22 protein-coding genes and 2 pseudogenes are annotated in these 19,027 nt (G+C 53.0%); 22 read left to right on the top strand and 2 right to left on the bottom strand.

Translation table 11 applies throughout. The features are described 5' to 3' along the window. Positions 1-515: 515 nt before the first annotated feature. The 22 genes and pseudogenes from pduA (at position 516) to OGV38_RS19090 (ending at position 17,284) form a co-directional block, all read left to right on the top strand. Positions 516-797, top strand: a complete 282-nt coding sequence (gene pduA / locus OGV38_RS19190; RefSeq protein ID WP_003030255.1) for a propanediol utilization microcompartment protein PduA — start codon at positions 516-518, stop codon at positions 795-797. Next, a complete protein-coding gene (pduB, locus tag OGV38_RS19185; RefSeq protein ID WP_016153528.1) occupies positions 797-1,609 on the top strand; it encodes a propanediol utilization microcompartment protein PduB in 813 nt (270 codons plus the stop codon). The genes pduA and pduB overlap by 1 nt, the downstream gene beginning before the upstream one ends. An 18-nt stretch (positions 1,610-1,627) precedes the next feature. Further along, positions 1,628-3,292: a propanediol dehydratase large subunit PduC gene (gene pduC / locus OGV38_RS19180; RefSeq protein ID WP_003030249.1), complete on the top strand. Its 1,665-nt coding sequence runs from the start codon at positions 1,628-1,630 to the stop codon at positions 3,290-3,292. 10 nt (positions 3,293-3,302) lie between these two features. Beyond that, positions 3,303-3,977, top strand: coding sequence for a propanediol dehydratase medium subunit PduD (gene pduD, locus OGV38_RS19175; protein WP_003844241.1), 675 nt, complete (start codon positions 3,303-3,305; stop codon positions 3,975-3,977). Positions 3,978-3,991: 14 nt separating this feature from the next. After that, positions 3,992-4,510, top strand: a complete 519-nt coding sequence (gene pduE / locus OGV38_RS19170; protein WP_016153529.1) for a propanediol dehydratase small subunit PduE — start codon at positions 3,992-3,994, stop codon at positions 4,508-4,510. A 15-nt stretch (positions 4,511-4,525) separates the two neighbouring features. Next, the gene (locus tag OGV38_RS19165) at positions 4,526-6,358 is read left to right on the top strand and encodes a diol dehydratase reactivase subunit alpha (protein WP_019077098.1); all 1,833 of its coding nucleotides are present in this window, start codon (positions 4,526-4,528) and stop codon (positions 6,356-6,358) included. After that, complete coding sequence (locus tag OGV38_RS19160; protein ID WP_181500259.1) at positions 6,348-6,698, top strand: glycerol dehydratase reactivase beta/small subunit family protein; 351 nt, start codon at positions 6,348-6,350, stop codon at positions 6,696-6,698. The genes OGV38_RS19165 and OGV38_RS19160 overlap by 11 nt, the downstream gene beginning before the upstream one ends. 19 nt (positions 6,699-6,717) lie before the next feature. Beyond that, positions 6,718-6,993, top strand: a complete 276-nt coding sequence (pduJ, locus tag OGV38_RS19155) for a propanediol utilization microcompartment protein PduJ (protein ID WP_181500258.1) — start codon at positions 6,718-6,720, stop codon at positions 6,991-6,993. Between the two features lie 24 nt (positions 6,994-7,017). Next, positions 7,018-7,488, top strand: coding sequence for a BMC domain-containing protein (locus OGV38_RS19150; RefSeq protein ID WP_169330005.1), 471 nt, complete (start codon positions 7,018-7,020; stop codon positions 7,486-7,488). Further along, positions 7,488-8,120 carry a phosphate propanoyltransferase gene (locus tag OGV38_RS19145; protein WP_016153533.1) on the top strand — a complete coding sequence of 211 codons (633 nt, stop codon included), beginning with the start codon at positions 7,488-7,490 and terminating at the stop codon, positions 8,118-8,120. Before OGV38_RS19150 ends, OGV38_RS19145 begins: the two co-directional genes overlap by 1 nt. Then, positions 8,117-8,608: a microcompartment protein PduM gene (gene pduM, locus OGV38_RS19140; protein WP_103283964.1), complete on the top strand. Its 492-nt coding sequence runs from the start codon at positions 8,117-8,119 to the stop codon at positions 8,606-8,608. The genes OGV38_RS19145 and pduM overlap by 4 nt, the downstream gene beginning before the upstream one ends. Before the next feature lie 3 nt (positions 8,609-8,611). Beyond that, entirely contained in the window at positions 8,612-8,887 is a 276-nt protein-coding gene (locus tag OGV38_RS19135) for a EutN/CcmL family microcompartment protein (protein ID WP_003030211.1), read from the top strand. Positions 8,888-8,895: 8 nt separating this feature from the next. Beyond that, positions 8,896-9,334 (top strand): annotated as a pseudogene (locus tag OGV38_RS25005) (ATP:cob(I)alamin adenosyltransferase); the annotation flags it as partial. A gap of 153 nt (positions 9,335-9,487) precedes the next feature. Then, complete coding sequence (locus OGV38_RS25000; protein ID WP_353622397.1) at positions 9,488-9,904, top strand: GlcG/HbpS family heme-binding protein; 417 nt, start codon at positions 9,488-9,490, stop codon at positions 9,902-9,904. Then, a pseudogene (pduP, locus tag OGV38_RS19125) lies at positions 9,901-11,287 on the top strand (CoA-acylating propionaldehyde dehydrogenase PduP). Before OGV38_RS25000 ends, pduP begins: the two are co-directional and overlap by 4 nt. Positions 11,288-11,297: 10 nt before the next feature. After that, the gene (locus OGV38_RS19120) at positions 11,298-12,410 is read left to right on the top strand and encodes a 1-propanol dehydrogenase PduQ (protein WP_016156879.1); all 1,113 of its coding nucleotides are present in this window, start codon (positions 11,298-11,300) and stop codon (positions 12,408-12,410) included. Next, positions 12,407-13,762: a cobalamin reductase PduS gene (pduS, locus tag OGV38_RS19115; protein ID WP_286474455.1), complete on the top strand. Its 1,356-nt coding sequence runs from the start codon at positions 12,407-12,409 to the stop codon at positions 13,760-13,762. The genes OGV38_RS19120 and pduS overlap by 4 nt, the downstream gene beginning before the upstream one ends. A 2-nt stretch (positions 13,763-13,764) precedes the next feature. Continuing rightward, positions 13,765-14,319, top strand: coding sequence for a propanediol utilization microcompartment protein PduT (pduT, locus tag OGV38_RS19110; protein ID WP_003030201.1), 555 nt, complete (start codon positions 13,765-13,767; stop codon positions 14,317-14,319). After that, positions 14,319-14,669: a propanediol utilization microcompartment protein PduU gene (gene pduU / locus OGV38_RS19105; RefSeq protein ID WP_016156881.1), complete on the top strand. Its 351-nt coding sequence runs from the start codon at positions 14,319-14,321 to the stop codon at positions 14,667-14,669. Before pduT ends, pduU begins: the two co-directional genes overlap by 1 nt. A gap of 4 nt (positions 14,670-14,673) precedes the next feature. Then, positions 14,674-15,126 (top strand): propanediol utilization protein PduV, encoded by a 453-nt coding sequence (gene pduV, locus OGV38_RS19100; RefSeq protein WP_046275682.1) that lies wholly within the window; start codon positions 14,674-14,676, stop codon positions 15,124-15,126. After that, a complete protein-coding gene (locus OGV38_RS19095) occupies positions 15,111-16,325 on the top strand; it encodes an acetate/propionate family kinase (protein WP_286474453.1) in 1,215 nt (404 codons plus the stop codon). Before pduV ends, OGV38_RS19095 begins: the two co-directional genes overlap by 16 nt. 92 nt (positions 16,326-16,417) lie before the next feature. After that, the gene (locus tag OGV38_RS19090) at positions 16,418-17,284 is read left to right on the top strand and encodes a GHMP family kinase ATP-binding protein (RefSeq protein ID WP_046275680.1); all 867 of its coding nucleotides are present in this window, start codon (positions 16,418-16,420) and stop codon (positions 17,282-17,284) included. A gap of 40 nt (positions 17,285-17,324) precedes the next feature. On the opposite strand, the gene OGV38_RS19085 is transcribed toward OGV38_RS19090, so the two are convergent. Both OGV38_RS19085 and OGV38_RS19080 read right to left on the bottom strand, forming a co-directional pair. Further along, the gene (locus OGV38_RS19085) at positions 17,325-17,660 is read right to left on the bottom strand and encodes a DUF496 family protein (RefSeq protein ID WP_003834176.1); all 336 of its coding nucleotides are present in this window, start codon (positions 17,658-17,660) and stop codon (positions 17,325-17,327) included. Between the two features lie 238 nt (positions 17,661-17,898). Beyond that, positions 17,899-18,957, bottom strand: coding sequence for an FUSC family protein (locus OGV38_RS19080; RefSeq protein ID WP_016156885.1), 1,059 nt, complete (start codon positions 18,955-18,957; stop codon positions 17,899-17,901). Positions 18,958-19,027 lie beyond the last annotated feature (70 nt).

Here is a 19,027-nt window from a genome sequence, read left to right as displayed (position 1 = left end):
TCTAAGCAGAGTTCGTGTCTTTACCAGCGGACTCCTTACTGGCAAGTAGAATACTTCGAGGCTTACTATAAAAGGCCGTATCAGCAAATTGTTGGCATTCTGCGGATAGCTTGCCCTTTAAAATCGTGGCGCAATAGCAAATTCTTGCTACGCACTTTATTAAAACATTAGAGACAATCGGGATTTCGCGTATTACACGGACATTTTCAAAACAATAAAATATTGCTATTAGCAGAAATCCGTTTTCAAACCACCATCACAATTTCATTTTTTTCGCATAGCAAATGATATTTATAATGTCACCAGAAAAAGTGTAAATGTGGAACTGACATAACTAAATAATCATATCAATAAGATTTAATATATCCATTAAAAACAACAAGTTAAAATAATTAATAGCAATTTTATATCACCTTAGCTCTATTATTTTTTCACTCTCAATTTCAAGTCAGCCATTCTTTTTCCTCGCTTCTTTTTATAGTCATGAACATCGGGACAACCCAGGCGAGGTCTTTATGCAACAAGAAGCGTTAGGAATGGTAGAAACCAAAGGCTTGACTGCAGCCATAGAGGCCGCAGATGCAATGGTGAAGTCAGCCAATGTAATGCTGGTCGGCTACGAAAAAATTGGTTCGGGGCTGGTAACAGTCATTGTCCGCGGCGATGTTGGCGCAGTCAAAGCAGCAACAGATGCAGGTGCCGCCGCAGCACGTAATGTGGGAGAAGTGAAAGCCGTACACGTCATCCCACGCCCTCACACCGATGTAGAAAAAATCTTACCGAAGGGAATTAGCTAATGAGCAGCAATGAGCTGGTTGATCAGATCATGGCGCAGGTGATTGCTCGCGTGGCAACGCCGGAACAGCAGGCTATCCCTGAAAATAATCCTCCAACACGAGAAACGGCTATGGCAGAGAAAAGCTGCAGTTTAACGGAGTTTGTCGGTACTGCGATTGGCGACACCGTCGGTCTGGTAATCGCCAACGTGGACAGCGCCCTACTGGACGCAATGAAACTTGAAAAACGGTATCGCTCCATTGGCATCCTTGGCGCGCGTACTGGTGCAGGCCCGCACATCATGGCCGCAGATGAAGCGGTAAAAGCCACCAATACTGAAGTCGTCAGTATTGAGTTGCCACGTGATACCAAAGGCGGCGCGGGTCACGGTTCGCTGATTATTCTCGGCGGCAACGATGTTTCCGACGTGAAACGCGGAATTGAGGTTGCGCTGAAAGAACTGGATCGCACCTTTGGCGATGTGTATGCCAACGAAGCCGGTCACATCGAGATGCAATACACCGCACGCGCCAGCTACGCGCTGGAAAAAGCCTTTGGTGCACCGATTGGCCGTGCCTGTGGCGTGATCGTCGGCGCCCCGGCATCCGTTGGTGTCCTGATGGCTGATACTGCGCTGAAATCCGCCAACGTGGAAGTTGTGGCCTACAGCTCCCCTGCCCATGGCACCAGCTTCAGTAACGAAGCCATTCTGGTCATTTCAGGCGATTCCGGCGCTGTGCGTCAGGCCGTTATCTCCGCCCGCGAAATCGGTAAAACCGTACTCGGGACCCTCGGCTCAGAACCGAAAAACGATCGTCCGTCCTACATCTGATATCAGTGAGGCTGATTCATGAGATCGAAAAGATTTGAAGCACTGGCGAAGCGCCCTGTGAATCAGGATGGCTTCGTTAAGGAGTGGATCGAAGAAGGCTTCATTGCGATGGAAAGCCCGAACGACCCTAAACCGTCGATTAAAATCGTCAACGGTACAGTCACAGAACTGGACGGCAAATCCGCCAGTGAATTTGACTTAATTGACCATTTCATTGCCCGCTATGGCATTAACCTGGCGCGCGCTGAAGAAGTCATGGCGATGGACTCAGTCAAACTTGCCAATATGCTTTGCGATCCTAACGTGAAGCGCAAAGACATTGTGCCGCTGACTACCGCAATGACCCCGGCAAAAATTGTCGAAGTGGTGTCCCATATGAACGTCGTTGAGATGATGATGGCCATGCAGAAAATGCGTGCTCGTCGTACACCGTCTCAGCAGGCGCACGTCACTAACGTTAAAGATAATCCAGTGCAGATTGCCGCTGATGCGGCTGAAGGCGCCTGGCGCGGATTTGACGAACAGGAAACGACGGTTGCCGTTGCGCGTTATGCACCCTTTAACGCCATTGCGCTGTTAGTCGGCTCACAGGTTGGGCGCCCTGGCGTATTAACCCAGTGCTCGCTGGAAGAAGCGACCGAACTTAAACTCGGTATGTTAGGCCACACATGTTATGCGGAAACCATTTCTGTTTATGGTACTGAACCCGTCTTTACCGACGGCGATGACACGCCATGGTCGAAAGGTTTCCTCGCCTCTTCCTACGCCTCACGCGGTCTGAAAATGCGCTTTACCTCCGGTTCTGGCTCAGAAGTTCAGATGGGTTACGCCGAAGGTAAATCGATGCTTTACCTTGAAGCCCGCTGTATTTACATCACCAAAGCCGCTGGCGTACAGGGTTTACAAAATGGTTCAGTAAGCTGCATCGGCGTGCCTTCCGCTGTGCCGTCAGGCATTCGTGCGGTGTTAGCTGAAAACCTGATCTGTTCCTCCCTGGATCTGGAGTGTGCCTCCAGCAACGACCAAACCTTTACCCACTCGGATATGCGTCGTACTGCCCGCCTGCTGATGCAGTTCCTGCCGGGTACTGACTTCATCTCTTCCGGTTATTCCGCTGTGCCGAACTACGACAACATGTTTGCGGGTTCGAACGAGGATGCCGAAGATTTTGACGACTACAACGTTCTCCAGCGAGACCTCAAGGTAGATGGGGGTCTGCGTCCGGTTCGTGAAGAAGACGTTATCGCCATTCGTAATAAAGCGGCACGTGCACTGCAGGCCGTCTTTGCCGGGATGGGATTACCGCCAATCACTGATGAAGAAGTGGAAGCGGCGACTTACGCCCACGGTTCGAAAGATATGCCGGAGCGAAACATCGTTGAAGACATTAAGTTTGCGCAAGAGATCATCAATAAAAACCGTAACGGTCTGGAAGTGGTGAAAGCCCTTGCTCAGGGCGGGTTTACCGATGTCGCTCAGGACATGCTCAACATCCAGAAAGCCAAGTTAACCGGGGATTATCTGCATACCTCCGCCATTATCGTTGGCGACGGACAGGTGCTATCCGCAGTAAATGACGTCAATGACTATGCCGGTCCGGCAACAGGTTATCGCCTACAAGGCGAACGCTGGGAAGAGATCAAAAACATCCCTGGCGCACTTGATCCCAACGAACTTGGCTAAGGGGTGAAAAATGGAAATCAATGAAAAGCTGCTGCGCCAGATAATTGAAGACGTACTGTCTGAAATGCAAACCAGCGACAAACCCGTCTCATTCCGCGCATCGACAGCGGCTAGCGCACCACAGGCTGCAGCGGCGCAGGGCGACAGCTTTCTGACCGAGATTGGCGAAGCCAAACAAGGCCAGCAGCAGGACGAAGTGATTATTGCCGTAGGTCCCGCGTTTGGACTGTCGCAAACCGTCAATATCGTAGGGATCCCGCATAAGAACATCTTGCGCGAAGTGATTGCGGGTATTGAAGAAGAAGGCATTAAAGCGCGCGTTATCCGCTGCTTTAAATCCTCCGATGTGGCATTTGTCGCCGTGGAAGGTAACCGTCTGAGCGGTTCCGGGATCTCTATCGGCATCCAGTCAAAAGGCACCACGGTAATCCACCAGCAGGGGTTACCGCCGCTTTCTAACCTGGAGCTGTTCCCTCAGGCACCACTTCTGACGCTGGAAACCTATCGTCAGATCGGTAAAAACGCCGCGCGTTATGCCAAGCGTGAATCTCCGCAACCGGTCCCTACTCTGAATGACCAGATGGCTCGTCCTAAGTACCAAGCGAAATCGGCCATTCTGCACATTAAAGAGACCAAATACGTCGTGACGGGCAAAAACCCGCAGGAACTGCGCGTGGCGCTTTGATAAAGGATAACTCCATGAATACCGACGCAATTGAATCGATGGTTCGGGATGTGCTAAGCCGGATGAACAGCCTGCAAGGCGAGTCCGCGACGCCGGTCGCGGCGAGTTCATCAGCACATACCGCGAAAGTCACGGATTACCCTCTCGCGAATAAACATCCTGAGTGGGTAAAAACCGCAACCAACAAAACTCTGGATGACTTCACGCTCGAAAATGTTCTGAGCAACAAAGTGACGGCGCAGGACATGCGCATCACCCCTGAAACGCTGCGCCTTCAGGCGGAAATCGCCAAAGATGCCGGACGTGACAGACTGGCGATGAACTTCGAGCGTGCAGCTGAGCTAACCGCTGTACCTGACGATCGCATTCTTGAGATCTACAACGCGCTGCGCCCATACCGCTCAACGAAAGACGAGCTGATGGCCATCGCCGACGATCTCGAAAATCGTTATCAGGCAAAGATCTGTGCAGCTTTCGTTCGTGAAGCGGCAGCGCTGTACGTTGAGCGTAAAAAACTCAAAGGCGACGACTAACTCAGGGACAGGATCATGCGATATATAGCTGGCATTGACATAGGCAACTCATCAACGGAAGTCGCTCTGGCTACCCTCGATGAGTCTGGCGCACTGAGCATCACCGGCAGCGCGTTGGCAGAAACCACCGGAATTAAAGGCACATTACGTAATGTGTTTGGTATTCAGGAGGCACTTTCGCTGGCAGCAAAAAATGCCGGTATCAATGTCAGCGATATTTCGCTCATCCGCATTAACGAAGCCACCCCGGTCATTGGTGACGTCGCGATGGAAACGATAACCGAAACCATCATCACTGAATCCACCATGATCGGCCATAACCCTAAAACGCCGGGCGGCGTCGGATTAGGCGTTGGCGTCACTATTACGCCGGAAGACCTGCTCAGCCGTCCGGCGGATACGCCCTATATTCTGGTGGTGTCATCGGCATTTGATTTCGCCGATGTCGCCACGATGATTAATGCCTCCGTCCGCGCCGGATACCAGTTAACTGGCGTTATTTTGCAGCAGGACGATGGCGTGTTGGTCAGTAATCGTCTGACCCACCCCCTGCCTATCGTCGATGAAGTCCTTCATATCGACCGCATCCCGTTAGGTATGCTGGCTGCCATTGAGGTCGCAATTCCAGGAAAAGTCATTGAAACGCTTTCTAACCCTTACGGGATTGCGACCGTTTTTGGCCTCAACGCCGACGAGACTAAAAACATTGTCCCGATGGCGCGGGCGCTGATTGGCAACCGTTCTGCCGTGGTTGTGAAAACACCGTCAGGTGATGTGAAAGCACGAGCCATTCCTGCCGGAAATCTGGAGCTACAGTCGCAGGGTCGTACCGTACGGGTCGACGTTGCAGCTGGCGCTGAAGCGATTATGAAAGCGGTTGGCGAATGCCCGAAACTGGATAACGTCACCGGAGAGGCTGGCACCAATATTGGCGGCATGCTGGAGCATGTGCGCCAGACAATGGCTGAATTAACCAACAAACCCAGCCACGAAATTTTTATTCAGGACCTGCTGGCAGTCGATACCTCGGTTCCCGTCAGCGTGACCGGCGGGCTAGCCGGTGAGTTCTCGCTGGAACAAGCTGTCGGCATTGCTTCCATGGTGAAATCAGACCGCCTGCAAATGGCGATGATTGCTCAGGAAATCACGCAAAAGCTCAACATTGACGTCCAGGTTGGCGGCGCCGAAGCCGAAGCTGCCATTCTGGGGGCCTTAACCACCCCCGGCACGACGCGGCCACTGGCTATTCTGGACCTCGGTGCAGGATCGACCGATGCCTCCATCATCAACCCGAAAGGCGAAATTATTGCCACGCACCTGGCGGGTGCGGGCGATATGGTCACGATGATTATTGCCCGTGAACTGGGGCTGGAAGACCGTTATCTCGCTGAAGAGATCAAAAAGTACCCGCTGGCGAAAGTCGAGAGCTTGTTCCATCTTCGCCACGAAGATGGCAGCGTCCAGTTCTTCCCTACACCTCTCCCGCCAACGGTTTTTGCCCGCGTATGCGTAGTAAAACCCGATGAACTGGTGCCACTGCCAGGCGAACTGGCGCTGGAGAAAGTCCGGGCCATTCGCCGCAGCGCTAAGGAACGCGTTTTCGTCACCAACGCACTCAGAGCGCTACGTCAGGTGAGTCCGACCGGGAACATTCGGGATATTCCCTTTGTGGTGCTGGTTGGCGGCTCATCCCTGGACTTTGAAGTTCCGCAACTGGTCACCGATGCGCTGGCACACTATCGCCTGGTTGCCGGGCGCGGCAACATTCGTGGCACCGAAGGTCCGCGCAACGCGGTCGCGACAGGGCTGATTCTCTCCTGGTACAAGGCATTCGCTCATGGAAAGTAATCTCACCACGCCAGCCATCGTTATCTTCGCCACTGCTGACTGCATTGACGTCTGGAGTGATGTGTTGCTGGGTATTGAAGAAGAAGGGATCCCCTTTGTGATTCAGGAGAGCCCGTCAACTGACGTTATCCACAACGCATGGCTGGCGGCTTGCCACTCGCCGCTGCTGGTTGGCATTGGCTGCAGTCGCGAAAAACTGGTCGTGCACTATAAAAACTTACCCACATCAGCGCCACTATTTACGCTGACGTATCAACAAGATAACCACGCCCGACGCAGCATTGGTAATAACGCTGCGCGGCTGGTTAAAGGCATTCCGTTTCGGGAATGCCACTCATAACCCACAGGAGAAAAGCAGTATGAATAACGCACTGGGACTGGTTGAAACAAAAGGGCTCGTCGGCGCTATTGAAGCCGCTGATGCCATGGTGAAATCCGCAAACGTGCAGTTGGTTGGTTACGAAAAAATCGGCTCAGGCCTTATCACCGTTATGGTTCGCGGCGATGTCGGCGCAGTGAAAGCTGCCGTAGATGCAGGAAGCGCTGCAGCAAACGCCGTTGGCGAGGTGAAATCCTGCCACGTTATCCCGCGTCCGCACAGCGACGTTGAAGCCATTTTACCTAAATCCGCATAAGTCGTTGCAACCAAGGAGCACAGCGTGAAGCAATCACTGGGATTACTTGAAGTTAGTGGTCTGGCATTAGCCATCAGTTGCGCGGACGTCATGGCGAAAGCCGCCTCCATCACGCTGGTGGGCCTCGAAAAAACCAACGGTTCAGGCTGGATGGTGATCAAGATAATCGGGGATGTGGCCTCCGTCCAGGCGGCCATTTCCACCGGTGTCAGTTTCGCTGACCAGCGAGATGGACTGGTGGCTCACAAAGTCATATCCAGACCAGGGGATGGCATTCTGTCACATAGCGTCACCCCGGAGTCTGAGTCTGAGCCAGTGCCCGCCCCGACACCGGTCGTACCACATGAAGAGATCCCTGAGGACCATGCAGCGCCCGAAGCGCCACAAGATGCAGAGTTGATTAGCTGCAATCTGTGTCTTGACCCTGCCTGCCCCCGTCAAAAAGGCGAGCCGCGCTCTCTTTGTCTGCACTCAGGCAAACGAGGTGAAGCGTGATGGATAAACAGCAACTGGAGACAACGGTCACCAAAGTTTTGGATGAAATGCGTGAGCGCCCTATTCCGCTAGGGATCTCTAATCGTCATATTCATCTATGCGCTGAAGATTACGACCGCTTGTTTCCCAATCACCCTATTAGTGAGAAAAAAGAGCTGCTGCAGCCCGGACAATATGCAGCAGACCAGACCGTCACGCTGGTGGGACCAAAAGGTCAGTTAAAAAATGTGCGCTTACTCGGCCCACTGCGTAGCACCAGTCAGGTCGAAATTTCTCGTACCGACGCTCGTACGTTGGGAATTGCTGCTCCACTACGGATGTCAGGCAGTATCGAGGGCACGCCAGGCGTTCGCCTTATCAGTCCATTTGCTGAACTGGACTTAGCATCCGGGGTAATCGTCGCCCAACGCCATATCCATATGTCGCCGCTCGATGCCCTAATCCTGCGCGTTTCCCATGGCGATAAAGTCTCTGTTGCCATTAATGGCGATGAACGTCGACTGATTTTCGATAACGTCGCCGTACGCGTTTCGCCGGATATGCGCCTTGAGATGCATATCGATACCGACGAAGCCAATGCTGCGGGCGCAGATAATCCGCAGGCATTTGCCACACTGGTGAGCCCACGATGAACAACGAACTGCTGCAACGCATTATCGAGGAGGTTGTTTCCCGATTAAAAAAACGCGCGGAAAGCACGCTCTCGCTTAGCGTCGCGCAGTTACGGGAAATCGAACCACGGACATTATGCTGCCAGTACTCGTCGCTCCACCTCCTGCAGGCGGACCTGCCATTGCTGAAGCAAATTGCCGAGGGCTGCGCGGACAACATATCGGTGGTAACGATCCACGAAGCGCTGGCATGCGGAGTCCGCGTGAAAATTTCACTACAACACCGATTGTTACCCGCTATCCCCGTTAGAAAACTTGCACGTCTGCCTCTGGAGTTCAGTGACGAGCTGGGGCGAATCATCGTTTTGCATCCTGACAAACTTCTCAGCTATGCCGACGTCGCCCAACTGAAGGGGGGCGTTCTGGTGCTACGTCGTCGATGTGTCGTGACGGCTCTGGCTCAGGACGCAGTCGGTACGCGAAATGTCCAATTGATTAAGCAGGAGTGAGCTATGCATCTGGCACGGGTTACAGGCGTTGTGGTTTCCACGCAAAAATCCCCATCACTGGTGGGGAAGAAACTGTTGCTGGTACGTCGGGTGAGTGCGGACGGAGAGCTTCCCGCGTCCCCTGTGAGTGGAGATGAAGTCGCGGTTGATTCTGTCGGCGCTGGAACTGGAGAACTGGTATTACTCAGCAGTGGCTCCAGCGCCAGACACGTTTTTTCCGGCCCTAATGAGGCCATCGATCTGGCTATCGTCGGCATTGTCGACACGCTTTCTCGTTAGGAGGAACTATGGCGATTTATACCCGCACTGGCGATGCCGGCACAACGGCCCTCTTTACCGGGCAACGCGTGAGCAAAACGCACCCGCGCGTCGAGGCTTACGGTACGCTGGACGAACTTAATGCGGCGCTTAGCCTGTGTGTTTGCGCAGCGAAAAACCCGCAGCACCGCCAGTTACTCGAAAACATTCAACTGCAGCTTTTTTGGTTCAGCGCCGAACTGGCAAGCGAAAGCGAACAGCCAGCGCCAGAGCAGCGCTACATCAGCTCAGAAGAAATTGCCGCGCTGGAAGCCGCCATCGATACCGCGATGGGGAGAGTGCCCCCCCCTACGCAGCTTTATTTTACCTGGCCGCAGCGAAGCCGCCAGCCGTCTGCACTTTGCCCGCACGCTGGCCCGCCGCGCAGAGAGGCGACTGGTCGAACTCTCCACCGAGATTTCCGTCAGACACGTGCTGATGCGTTATATCAATCGCCTCTCCGACTGCTTATATGCGCTTGCACGAGCAGAAGATCATGACGCCCATCAAAACAACATTATTCAGAAAGTGGCGGAGCGTTATCTCGCAGCCATCCGTACATCAGCCACCAGGGAGCCGGCTATGTCTCTGTCTTTTCAGGAACTCCACCAACTCACTCGCGCTGCGGTAACGAGAGCAGAAGAACTTCAGGTTCCGGTCGTCATCAGCATTGTTGATGCGAATGGGACCCAAACGGTGACCTGGCGCATGCCTGACGCATTACTCGTCAGTAGCGAACTGGCACCGAAAAAAGCCTGGACCGCCGTGGCAATGAAAACCGCCACGCATGAGCTGACATCGGCAGTGCAGCCAGGCGCCGCGCTTTACGGTCTGGAAAGCCATATGCAGGGAAAAGTCGTCACCTTCGGTGGCGGGTACGCATTATGGCGTGAGGGGTTACTCCTTGGGGGTCTTGGCATCAGCGGGGGAAGCGTTGAGCAGGATATGGACATTGCAGAAACGGCCATTGCGGCAATTAACGTGAGAACACATCAATGAACACTTCAGAACTTGAAACCCTTATTCGTAACATTTTGAGTGAGCAACTTGCCCCGGCCAAAGCAGAAGTTAAGGGTAATGGAATTTTTCCGTCCGTTAGCGAAGCGATCGATGCCGCTCATCAGGCTTTTCTGCGTTATCAGCAATGTCCATTGAAAACCCGCAGCGCCATCATTAACGCCCTGCGAGAAGAGCTGACGCCTCACCTTGCTTCATTGGCTGCTGAAAGCGCTGCCGAAACGGGAATGGGCAACAAAGAGGATAAGTTCCTTAAAAATAAAGCTGCGTTGGATAATACCCCGGGTATCGAAGATCTCACCACTACGGCGCTTACCGGTGACGGCGGCATGGTGTTATTCGAGTATTCACCCTTTGGCGTGATTGGTTCCGTCGCCCCCAGCACCAACCCGACGGAAACCATTATTAACAACAGCATCAGTATGCTGGCTGCGGGAAATAGCGTTTATTTTAGCCCACATCCAGGTGCAAAAGCGGTCTCACTGAAGCTGATTACCATGATTGAAGATATTGCTTTTCGCTGCTGCGGGATTCGGAATCTTGTCGTCACGGTCACAGAACCCACTTTTGAGGCTACCCAGCAGATGATGGCGCACCCTAAAATCGCAGTTCTGGCGATTACCGGTGGTCCAGGCATTGTTGCTATGGGCATGAAAAAGCGGGAAAAAAGTCATTGGCGCAGGCGCAGGCAATCCTCCCTGCATTGTTGATGAAACAGCCGACCTGGTTAAGGCGGCGGAAGATATCATTAATGGCGCATCCTTTGATTACAACCTCCCCTGCATTGCTGAGAAGAGCCTGATTGTTGTTGATGCCGTTGCCGAACGACTGGTTCAACAAATGCAGTCTTTTGGCGCAATGCGACTCAATAGCGAAGAGACAGACAAACTGCGCGCAGTTTGTCTGCCAGAAGGAATAGCCAATAAACAACTGGTAGGGAAAAGCCCGGCAACCTTACTGGAAGCCGCGGGAATACCGGTTCCGGCAAAAGCACCTCGATTACTGATAGGTATCGTCAAGGCTGACGACCCATGGGTTACCAGCGAGCAACTGATGCCAATGCTCCCCATCGTAACGGTGAGCGATTTTGACAGCGCGTTAACGTTGGCCCTGAAGGTTGAAGAGGGATTGCATCACACCGCCATTATGCATTCGCAAAATGTGTCACGTCTGAACCTTGCCGCGCGCACGCTTCAGACCTCCATTTTTGTGAAAAATGGCCCCTCTTATGCTGGGATTGGCGTTGGTGGTGAAGGCTTTACCACCTTCACCATCGCAACGCCGACCGGCGAAGGAACGACATCTGCGCGCACTTTCGCACGCTCTCGTCGTTGCGTGCTGACAAACGGTTTTTCTATTCGCTAATGGGGCCGTTATGAAAAGCTTTTCACTGCAAACTCGATTGTACAGCGGCCAGGGAAGCCTGGATGTGCTTAAGCGCTTCACGAATAAGCATATCTGGATTATCTGCGATGGTTTTCTCGCGCGTTCTCCCCTGATTGAAAAGCTGCGCGACGCGCTGCCAGCGGATAACCGCATCAGCATTTTCAGCGATATCACCCCCGATCCCACCATTAGCACGGTAGTACAAGGGATTGCGCAAATGCAGTCCCTACGACCGGACGTCGTAATTGGTTTTGGCGGTGGCTCTGCACTGGACGCCGCAAAAGCCATCGTCTGGTTCAGCCGACAGTTCGGTATTGAGATTGAAACCTGCGTTGCAATTCCCACCACCAGCGGCACGGGATCGGAGGTGACCAGCGCCTGCGTGATTAGCGATCCGGATAAAGGCATTAAGTATCCATTATTTAATAATGCGCTTTATCCGGACATGGCCATCCTTGATCCGACGCTGGTCGTCAGCGTTCCGCCAGCCATAACCGCGAATACCGGCATGGACGTATTAACGCATGCGCTGGAGGCTTACGTATCCACGAAGGCCAGCGACTTCACCGATGCGCTGGCTGAAAAAGCGGCACAAATCGTCTTCCAGTACCTGCCTGTCGCCGTCAGCAAAGGCGACTGCCTGGCAACCAGAGGAAAAATGCACAACGCGTCAACGCTCGCGGGAATGGCATTCAGTCAGGCTGGTCTGGGTATCAATCATGCGATTGCCCATCAGTTGGGCGGCCAGTTTCATCTGCCCCACGGACTTGCCAATGCGCTGCTGCTGACCCATGTCATTCATTTTAATGCCCGCGATCCGCGGGCTGCGAAGCGCTATGCCCGTTTCGCTAAAGCCTGCCACCTATGTCCGGATAACGCGAACGATACGGCGGCACTGAATGCGCTAATTCGTCATATAGAGCTACTCAAAAAACAGTGTGCGTTACCTTCTTTTGCTGACGCGCTTAAAGACGGAAAGCAAGCCTGGTCACAACGTATACCGTCGATGGTTCAGGCCGCGCTGGCTGATGTCACGCTGCAAACCAATCCTCGTGTTGCCGACGCCAGCGCCATGCAGGAACTGCTTGAGGAATTATTATGAAGACAGCCATGACGGCAGAGTCCACGCTTTATGATGCGCAGACAATTCGCGAACGCGTTCGCGCAGCGGGTGTTGTCGGGGCCGGAGGCGCAGGCTTTCCTGCTCACGTAAAATTACAGGCGCAGGTCGATACGTTTCTGGTCAATGCGGCAGAATGTGAACCGATGCTGAAAGTTGACCAGCAATTGATGGCCGTTCAGGCTGAGCGACTTATCCGTGGCGTTCAATATGCCATGACGGCTACCCGGGCCAGGGCCGGTATTATTGCGCTCAAAGAGAAATATCAAAAGGCTATCAATGCGTTAACGCCCCTTCTGCCTGCCGGGATCCGCTTACATATTTTGCCTGATGTCTACCCGGCTGGTGACGAGGTTTTGACCATCTGGATGGCAACGGGCCGGAGAGTTCCGCCTGCCGCGCTGCCGGTCAGCGTCGGCGTGGTGGTCAATAAGGTCCAGACTGTACTCAACATCGCCAGAGCCGTTGAGCAGCAATACCCGGTTACGCGTCGTACCCTGACCGTTAACGGCGCGGTCGCCAGACCAATCACTCTTACCGTCCCTATCGGAATGTCTTTACGTGAGGTTCTGGCGCTGGCCGGTGGTGCTACCGTTGACGATCCCGGTTTTATTAACGGTGGCCCGATGATGGGCGGCCTGATTACCTCACTGGATACCCCAGTCAGCAAGACCACCGGGGGACTGCTGGTTTTACCAAAGTCTCATGCGTTGATTCAGCGGCGGATGCAGGATGAACGCACCGTGCTTTCCGTCGCAAAAACCGTTTGCGAGCAGTGTCGTTTGTGTACGGATTTGTGCCCAAGACATTTGATCGGCCATGAATTATCGCCGCACCTGCTGGTTCGCGCGGTTAATTATCAGCAGGCGGCCACACCGCAGTTACTGCTCACGGCCCTGACCTGTTCAGAATGCAATGTATGTGAAAGCGTAGCCTGTCCGGTTGGGATTTCACCGATGCGAATTAACCGCATGCTTAAACGCGAGCTACGGGCGCTCAACCATCGTTATGAAGGGCCGTTAAATCCTGAGGATGAAATGGCGAAGTATCGGCTTATTCCGGTGAAGCGCCTTATTACCAAACTGGGCCTTAGCGACTGGTATCACGATGCGCCACTGACTGAGACTGATTATCCCACGGATAAAACGACGCTGTTGCTACGCCAGCATATTGGTGCCAGCGCCATCCCATGTGTACTGCAGGGCGAACACGTTGTTCGCGGTCAATGCGTTGCCGATGTGCCGTCCGGTGCATTAGGGGCACCTGTCCACGCCAGTATTGACGGTATTGTCAGCGAAATTACTGAGCAATCCATCACGGTAATAAGAGGTTAATCATGTCTCAGGCTATAGGGATTTTAGAACTCACCAGCATTGCCAAAGGAATGGAAGCGGGCGATGCCATGTTAAAAAGCGCGAATGTGAATTTACTTGTCAGCAAGACCATCTGCCCGGGTAAATTTCTGCTCATGCTCGGTGGTGACGTAGGCGCAGTACAACAGGCGATCGCCACCGGAACTTCTCTTGCTGGCGATATGCTCGTTGATAGTCTGGTACTACCCAACATTCACGCCAGCGTACTTCCTGCGATCAGTGGACTTAACAGCGTGGATAAGCGTCAGGCCGTGGGCATTGTTGAAACATGGAGCGTTGCGGCCTGCATCTGTGCCGCCGACCGTGCGGTTAAAGCCTCCAATGTCACGCTGGTACGCGTCCATATGGCATTTGGTATTGGCGGCAAGTGCTACATGGTTGTCGCTGGCGATGTGTCTGATGTGAATAACGCAGTGACAGTTGCCAGTGAAAGTGCAGGTGAAAAAGGTCTGTTGGTTTACCGTTCGGTCATCCCTCGTCCGCATGAAAGCATGTGGCGACAGATGGTGGAGGGATAATGGAAAGACAACCCACCACGGATCGTATGATTCAGGAATATGTTCCTGGCAAGCAGGTTACGCTGGCGCATCTTATCGCTAATCCGGGTAAAGATTTGTTCAAGAAACTGGGATTACCAGAGTCGGTTTCCGCAATCGGTATTCTGACGATTACCCCCAGCGAAGCCTCAATCATCGCCTGTGATATCGCCACGAAATCCGGGGCGGTAGAGATTGGTTTTCTCGACCGTTTTACCGGCGCTGTGGTACTGACGGGCGATGTTTCCGCCGTTGAGTACGCGCTGAAACAGGTAACCCGGACGCTGGGCGAAATGATGCGTTTTACCGCCTGTCCTATCACCCGGACATAATCTCATGAAACGCATAATGCTAATTGGCCCCAGCCAGTGCGGTAAAACGTCACTCACGCAGTGCATGCGGGGAGAGGCGCTTCATTATCAGAAGACCCAGGCCATTGTCTGGTCTCCCACAACGATAGACACTCCGGGTGAATATCTCGAAAACCGCTGCCTGTACAGCGCGCTGCTGGCCAGCGCCTGTGAAGCAGACATCATCGCGCTGGTTCTCAATGCTGACGCGCCGTGGTCACCTTTTTCTCCAGGTTTTACTGGCCCGATGAACCGACCCGTTATCGGCCTCGTCACCAAAGCCGATTTAGCCAGCCCGCAGCGTATTTCTCTCGTGGAGAGTTGGTTAGTTCAGGCTGGCGCGCAACAAGTATTTGTCACCAGCGCGCTGGAGAATACCGGGGTCGATGAGATGTTCATTTTTCTGAATGCAAAGGAACCTTCATGTCTCACAAAATAATGGCCATTAATGCAGGCAGTTCCTCGCTTAAGTTTCAGCTCCTGGCGATGCCGCAGGGTGAAATGATTTGCCAGGGACTGATCGAGCGTATCGGTATGTCTGATGCGCAGGTCACCCTAAAAGCACCAGCGCAAAAATGGCAGGAGACTTTGCCCGTAGCCGATCACCGTGAAGCAGTAACGCTGCTACTGGAAAAACTGCTCAGCCACAATATTATCAGCAGTCTGGAAGAGATCGACGGCGTAGGCCATCGCGTCGCACACGGTGGAGAATCCTTCAAAGATTCCGCACGGGTAACCGATGATACACTGGCGGAAATCGAACGCCTTGCGGAACTGGCACCGCTTCATAACCCGGTTAATGCGTTGGGGATTGCGATATTTCGCCAGCTACTGCCGAAAACGCCAGCCGTTGCGGTTTTTGACACGGCTTTTTATCAGACCCTTGATGAGCCTTCTTTCATTTATCCCCTGCCCTGGCGCTACTACTCAGAGCTGGGTATTCGTCGTTATGGTTTTCATGGTACCAGCCACAAGTATGTCAGCGCTCAGCTTGCTGAAAAGCTGGGGGTACCGCTCAGCGCCCTGCGGGTTGTTTGTTGTCATCTGGGCAACGGCAGCAGCATCTGCGCTATCAAAGGCGGACACTCGGTGAATACCTCCATGGGATTTACGCCGCAGTCTGGCGTAATGATGGGCACGCGAAGTGGCGATATTGATCCATCCATTCTGCCGTGGATTGCCCTGCGTGAAGGCAAAACCCCGCAGCAGCTCAACCAATTGCTCAACAATGAGTCCGGATTACTCGGAGTTTCTGGTGTTTCACCCGACTACCGGGACGTTGAACATGCCGCAGATACGGGCAATCACCAGGCAGCACTGGCGTTGACGCTTTTTGCCGAGCGGATTCGCGCCACTATTGGCAGCTATATTATGCAGATGGGCGGTCTGGATGCGCTGGTGTTTACCGGGGGAATTGGTGAAAATTCAGCGCGTGCTCGCGCCGCGATTTGCCACAACCTGAATTTCTTAGGTCTGGCCGTTGATGAAGAAAAAAATCAGCGTAACGCCACCTTTATTCAAACGGAAAATGCGGTGGTTAAAGTGGCGGTGATTAATACCAATGAAGAGCTGATGATAGCCCAGGACGTTATGCGTTTAGCGATATCAGAAACTGTGACATTGGGCATTCCCGCCTGATATTGCCGCACCGCAAATTGCGGCAAATCATGGTAATAGCGCGATCGCCATGACACTATGCGCCGAGGATTGCTGAACACAAAGGTGAAGACGTGGCTGTTGCGCAATGTCCCGCATCGTGCGGAGAACTTATCCAGGGCTGGATTCTGGGCAGTGAGAAACTGGTCTCCTGCCCGGTCGAATGGTATAGCACCGTTGAGGTCACTTCAGGCTCACCGCTGACAGATGAACGTCCACTTTCTCGGGCAATGGTTGACAGGTTATTACAGCACTGGCAGTACCCGGCGCATCTCAGTCAGGATATCCGGATAGATGTTCAGTCAACCATTCCCATCGCGAAAGGAATGGCCAGCAGCACTGCGGATATTGCCGCCACGGCCATCGCCGCAGCGCATTATCTGGGTCATCAACTGGACGAGCCAACACTGGCACAGCTTTGCGTTTCTCTGGAGCCAACCGACAGCACCGTTTTTCGTAAGCTAACCCTTTTCGATCATAACAACGCTTCCACGCAAATTGGTTGTGAAGCTCAGCCTCAACTCGATCTGCTGGTTCTCGAAAGCCCTGAAACATTGCGTACCGCGGATTATCACCGTATTCCACGTCATTCCGGCTTGCAGGCGGGAGCTGCGGCCCTCCAACGGGCATGGGAAAAAGTACAGGAAGCCTGTATTAGCCAAAATCCTTACCGGTTGGGAGAAGCGGCTACGCTTAGCGCAATCGCCAGCCAATTGCTGTTACCAAAGCCGGATTTTGATTCACTATTAGCGCTGGTGGAAGAATGTGATTTATACGGCGTCAACGTCGCGCACAGCGGCAGCGTAGTCGGACTGATGCTGGACAGAAATCGTCATGATGTGGATTACATTAAATGGATGCTGACGCAGAAAAAACTTACGATTCACTGGCCAGAACAGCATTTGTTACGCATGGTAACGGGCGGGGTCGAACTGCAATAAGGGTCGCCGCACGGCAGCGACCCGGACAAGCATAAAATCGTTACTCGGCTTTCGCTTCGCCGTTTTTCACTTCGCCCATGGCTTTCAGCTTTTTAGAGATATCGCGGCGTTCTTTAGAGATCTCTGCGTTTTTGATGATGTAGTCATCAACACGATCTTCATAATCGCTTTTCATGCTGGCAATGATGCCCTGAATCGCTTCCACGCTCATACCAGGCTTGATGTAGTCGCTCAGGTTGTCCAACAGCAGAACGCGTTTCTGGTTGTCACGGATCTTTTTCTCAACGTCCTGGATTTCACGTTGCAGTTTGTTTTTACGACGGAACAGACGAACAAATTCCAGCACGTCCTGGAAAGAAGGCTTGGTAGTTTCCATTTTTACACCCCTGATAATGTGAGATTCGGATTCGTTAAAACAACGGCTAAAGTGGGTCAACATTACTTTCATGCCCGCCATACTTCAAGTTGCATCTGCATCGACAATGCATGGTTGAAACCTGAGTTATCGAGGGTAAAGCCATTGCAGTTACCAATGGTTTTAGCCTTTTTCAGTATCATACCTCTAATCTTTGCTGAATCGAAGCAGCAGTAGAACCAATCCCCTCATCTGCTCTTTATTTGCGCAGTGCGCGACAGATTAAATGTGAGAGTAACTCCAGCTGTCGAGCCATCTCCATGTTCAACCAAACGTAGCCGTGAATGGGCGTTTCTGCGACATTATCGCCTTTATGCTCAGCAATAAGCTGACGCAGCTCTGCTACGGTGTCATTGAGCTTTTCCGTATTGGCAAGCACTGGCTGCGGATTACCTTCATACAAGGCGTGGGTTATTGTCAGTAGTGCCTGCTGGGTCCTGAGCTGAGTTTCACGCAGCGTATGCGCATTCAACATGACAAAGTGGCTGGTACGGCTGGCCCACAGCGCATTAATTTGCAGCTCGAGCATGCAGACCAGATTGCGATTCACCGTCTGAATAGCCTCAAAGATCGACTTTTGAATGCGGGTTTCCTTGCTGGCAGGAGCGATGAGCCCACGCATTTTGACAACGTCGCTCAACAGTTGTTGTAAATGCTTTTCCAGCCGCGGTTGCTCGAGCAGATTGGGGGATAGCGCGGCCTGATACACCCGATTGTACCCCGTTACGCAATGCGCCAGTTGGATACGCCAGTGTATAAATGCCCGCTGCGGCCAGATGCCGGTAAACAGCATCGCCAGTAACGACCCCAGAATAACATCACCGCCGCGCCATAACGCGGTATTCATATCTCCGGCAGGCGCACCCACGACCACGGCAAGCGTTATGCCAATCAGCAGCGCCTGATACGGCCTTTTACCCAGCGCCAACCAGCCGCAGAGAAACATCGCTACCGCGCACCATATCAGCATTAACGGCAGCGAGAAGAGTTCCAGACGCAGGGCAACCAGTCCCAGGACCGAGCCCAGGATCGTGCCGCCTATACGTTCAAAGGCCCTGGGAACAACGTTACCCCAAAAAGATATTGGCCCCATAATCACCACCAGCGTGATCAGAGGCCATGTACCTTCGGGAATGTTTAACAGGCGTACCAACAGAAAAGTAAGGAGAAACGCCAGCGCAATGCGAATACCATGCACCACACGATAATGACGATACAAACGAATTTCAAAAGGACTCAGCGATTTGTCTGCACGCACTCATGCACTCCGTCAGGGAATAGCAAAGAAGCGAATTGTACCTGTTTTTAGCGTGAAAAGATCATCCTGA

The sequence above is a fragment of the Citrobacter sp. Cb080 genome (assembly GCF_030334745.1).
Lineage (GTDB): Bacteria > Pseudomonadota > Gammaproteobacteria > Enterobacterales > Enterobacteriaceae > Citrobacter > Citrobacter braakii.
This window is presented reverse-complemented; position numbering and strand designations above follow the sequence as displayed.